Raw genomic sequence first — 4222 nt, forward strand, 5'->3', positions numbered from 1 at the left:
GCAGGTGCTGCAGCAGCTTGACCTGGTTTAGGACGCTTAGTACCATATTTAGAACGACGCTGATTTCTTCCGTTCACACCTGAAGTATCCAGTGCACCACGAATGATGTGATAACGTACACCCGGTAAGTCCTTCACACGACCACCACGGATCAATACGATCGAGTGTTCCTGTAAGTTGTGTCCTTCACCTGGGATGTAAGCGTTCACCTCTTTTCCGTTTGTTAAACGAACACGGGCAACTTTACGCATCGCTGAGTTTGGTTTCTTAGGGGTAGTGGTGTATACACGGGTACACACGCCTCTTCGCTGTGGACAGCTGTCCAACGCTGGTGACTTACTCTTGTCCTCCAGAGCTACTCTACCTTTCCTAACTAATTGTTGAATAGTAGGCATTTACTTTTTTTTGATTTTTAATTATTTGCTTTTATTCTTTTTTCCTAAAAAGGAACGCAAAGGTAGTAAGTTATTTTTGATTTTCAAGGGGTTGAAGGAAAAATACAAAAGATATCGCAAATCCCGCCCAATCACTTAAATTATCTGCCATTCGGTATGACAGGGATGGTTCAAAAGAAAACAGAAAGGCCTTAAAGACAACCTCGGCTGATATTTTCTCTTATCTGAATCATGAATTTTTATTGGTTAGCTGAAGAAAAATATCCTCCAGCGTCTTCCCAGGGTGTGCGGCATGCAGTTCCGTCATCGTATTATCAGCAACAATCTGCCCCCTGTTAATAATTACAGCCCTGCTGCACACAGTTTCCGCTTCAGGCATAATGTGTGTAGAAAGGATCACTGTCTTCGTCTTCCCCAGCTCCCTGATCAAAGCTCTGACTTCAACAAGCTGATTGGGATCAAGACCAGAAGTGGGTTCATCCATGATCAGCACAGCCGGATCAGGCAAGATCACCTGAGCCAGGCCGAGGCGCTGCCGGTATCCTTTTGACAAAGCACCGGCCTTCTTATGGCTCTCACGCCCGAGTCCCGTTAATTCTATGACCTCTTCTATTCGCCTCCTCTTATTACTCACCTTATGAACATTGGCTACAAATTCAAGAAACTCCTTCACATACATATCAAGATAGAGAGGGTTATGTTCTGGAAGATACCCCAGATTCCGCCTGACATCCAGGGACTGCGAGCTTACATCATATCCCGCCACGCTTGCTGTTCCGCTCGTCTGCGGAATAAAACAGGAAAGTATCTTCATCGTAGTAGATTTCCCGGCGCCGTTCGGCCCCAGAAATCCCAGGATCTCTCCGGGAGAAGCAGTAAAAGAAATACAGTCTATTGCCTTTTGTTGCCCGTAAACTTTAGTAAGCTGGTTAACCTCTACGCTCATAATTTAGCTGTTGGCTGTCAGCTTTAGCATCCAGCCCCTTGAATAAGCCCAAAATTGCAAAATGTTTTCCCTACTATGCAACATAATCTTTCTTTGAAAATGAAAACAAACACACCTGTCCAGTCTTTCCCCGGCAGTACGGTCAACAATTTACATTCAATACTATAAAAATCATTTATATTATTTTGTTTTGTAAACTGTTCCGAAAACTAACAGCTGATTGCTGATAGCTAACTGCTGAATTATATATTTGCAACATCATGAGTAAAAATAACGACGAACTGTTTAAAAACGTTATATCCCATGCCAAAGAGTATGGATTTGTATTTCAGTCAAGCGAAATCTACGACGGACTCAGTGCCGTGTACGACTATGGACAGAACGGCGCCGAACTAAAGAATAACATCAAAACATACTGGTGGAAGTCGATGGTGCAAATGCACGAAAATATAGTTGGCATCGATGCTGCGATTTTTATGCATCCAACCACATGGAAAGCGTCAGGCCACGTAGACGGGTTTAACGACCCGATGATCGATAATAAGGATTCCAAAAAGCGTTATCGCGCCGATCAGTTAATTGAAGATAAAATAGCCCGGTACGAAAAAGACGGAAAAACGGAGAAAGCCGCACAGCTTCAGACAGCGATGGATGAAGCCCTAAAAGCAGATAATCTCACAGCTCTTCGCGACCTCATTGTCGAGCATGAGATCGTTTGTCCGGTATCAGGGACCAGGAACTGGACGGATGTACGTCAGTTTAACCTCATGTTCTCCACTCAAATGGGTGCAGTGGCAGACGATGCTGATGTGATTTATCTGCGTCCTGAAACAGCACAGGGGATTTTTGTCAACTACCTGAATGTACAAAAAACGGGGAGAATGAAGATTCCTTTCGGAATCGCCCAGATAGGCAAAGCCTTCCGTAACGAAGTAATTGCCCGTCAGTTTATCATGCGTATGCGGGAGTTTGAACAGATGGAGATGCAGTTCTTCGTCCGCCCCGGCTCCGAAATGGAGTGGTATGATTACTGGAAGCAGACCCGCCTGAAATGGCATAAAGCCTTAGGCACCGCTTCCGAAAAATACAGGTTCCATGACCATACCAAACTGGCTCATTACGCCAATGCGGCGGTAGATATCGAATTCCAATTCCCATTTGGATTCAAGGAAGTAGAAGGTATCCACAGCCGCACCGACTTCGATCTAAGTCAGCATCAGAAATTTTCGGGAAAAAAGATCCAGTACTTCGACCCGGAAATCAACCAGAATTATGTTCCCTATGTAATTGAAACATCAATAGGGCTCGACAGAATGTTCCTGCTCACACTGATCAACGCATACGAAGAACAGGATTTAAGCGAAGGCGACAAAAAAGACAGCCGTGTAGTCCTAAGGCTTCATCCATGCCTTGCACCTGTGAAAGCGGCCATTCTTCCTCTAACCAAAAAAGATGGTCTCCCCGAAAAAGCAAGAGAGATAATGGACAGGCTGAAACTCGACCACAATATCATTTATGAGGAGAAAGACTCCATAGGGAAGCGCTACCGTCGCCAGGATGCAATTGGTACGCCTTTCTGCATTACCGTCGATCACCAGTCGCTCCAGGACAATACCGTCACTATCCGCCATCGCGATACCATGGAACAGGAACGTGTGGAAATTGCACAACTGGACCGTATTATCGGAGACCGCGTGAGCTGGAAAAACCTGCTCGGCAAATAGAATATAATATTATACACTTATATAAGAAGGCCACTGCTCCCGCAATGGCCTTCTTATATAGTAAAACCGTTTTTCTTCCGCTTGAATTATCCTATAAGGAAATATAATTAGTTATTTATGACAATTAAATAAGGTAATTATTTGACTGTCAATACAACCTTCCGTATCTTTGTACCGTACAAGAAGCTGAAAACGAACATCTATCGAAACAACGCTACTTAATTTAAACTGAGGGAAAACATGATGAAGAGAATTTGGAGGGGAACAGCGTTTGCTGTCTTAGCATTAAGTACGACCGTATTAAGCTGGTCATTAAAAGGAGATTCAACATCTGTTTCTGCTGGAAATTTTTCAAAAGATACCATTTCAGCTACAGAACCCGTTGCTCCTGTTAAAACAATTTCAGCAGCGCAGGCCTACGTAAACTATGTAAATGATATCTACACTTCAGCAGATCTGAAATCAGCCGATCTTGATTTTAATGTTTTCAGAAAAGCTATGACAGGATACCTGAACTTCAGGACCGCTGGTATGGTATCAGCAGCCAGGCAGATCATTTCTATTGTCGACTTTAACAAAGCCAGTACAAGCAAACGTTTATGGATCATAGATCTTGAAAACAGGAAGCTTTTATTTAACACCCTGGTTGCTCATGGACAGGGCAGCGGCGACAACATAGCTACCAGCTTTTCAAATACAGCCGAGTCTCACCAAAGCAGTATCGGTTTTTATATTACCAGCAATACCTACCAGGGCAAACATGGATTATCCCTGAAACTCAATGGCATGGATAAAAACTATAATGCCAATGCATTCAACCGTGCGATCGTGGTACATGGCGCCGAATATGTAAGCCAGAGCTTCATTAACCAGCACGGCCGCCTCGGCAGGAGCTACGGATGTCCCGCCGTACCAGTTGAACTTACCCCGGCCATCATTGATGCCATAAAAGGTAAAACCACTTTATTCATAAATGGCCCCGAAACGGTAAAATACGCCTCAGGTTATCTTAACGAAGAATCAGCCGCCAGCCAGTTTGGCCAGGGTGAACTGCTCGCAGGTAGTTAATATACAATAGTTGAAAGTAGAAAGTTGAAAGTCTAAAGTTTCTTGAATGTTAAATCAGGAGAGTTCGAACCTGATGTTTATTAGCACTA

Annotated in this window: 4 protein-coding genes; 2 read left to right on the forward strand and 2 right to left on the reverse strand. The window is 43.9% G+C overall.

Annotation, left to right across the window (positions count from 1 at the left end):
• On the reverse strand, positions 1-395 hold a 395-nt coding region (gene rpsL, locus DDR33_RS20805), incomplete at its 3' end, for a 30S ribosomal protein S12 (protein ID WP_109417735.1).
• A gap of 229 nt (positions 396-624) precedes the next feature.
• Positions 625-1341, reverse strand: coding sequence for an ATP-binding cassette domain-containing protein (locus DDR33_RS20810; RefSeq protein ID WP_109417736.1), 717 nt, complete (start codon positions 1339-1341; stop codon positions 625-627).
• A 260-nt stretch (positions 1342-1601) separates the two neighbouring features.
• Here DDR33_RS20810 and DDR33_RS20815 point away from each other — a divergent pair, with 260 nt between their 5' ends.
• Entirely contained in the window at positions 1602-3065 is a 1464-nt protein-coding gene (locus DDR33_RS20815) for a glycine--tRNA ligase (protein ID WP_109417737.1), read from the forward strand.
• Between the two features lie 240 nt (positions 3066-3305).
• Positions 3306-4133: a murein L,D-transpeptidase catalytic domain family protein gene (locus tag DDR33_RS20820; RefSeq protein WP_202913806.1), complete on the forward strand. Its 828-nt coding sequence runs from the start codon at positions 3306-3308 to the stop codon at positions 4131-4133.
• The last annotated feature ends 89 nt before the right edge of the window (positions 4134-4222 follow it).

The organism is Pararcticibacter amylolyticus, assembly GCF_003130405.1.
Classification (GTDB): domain Bacteria; phylum Bacteroidota; class Bacteroidia; order Sphingobacteriales; family Sphingobacteriaceae; genus Arcticibacter; species Arcticibacter amylolyticus.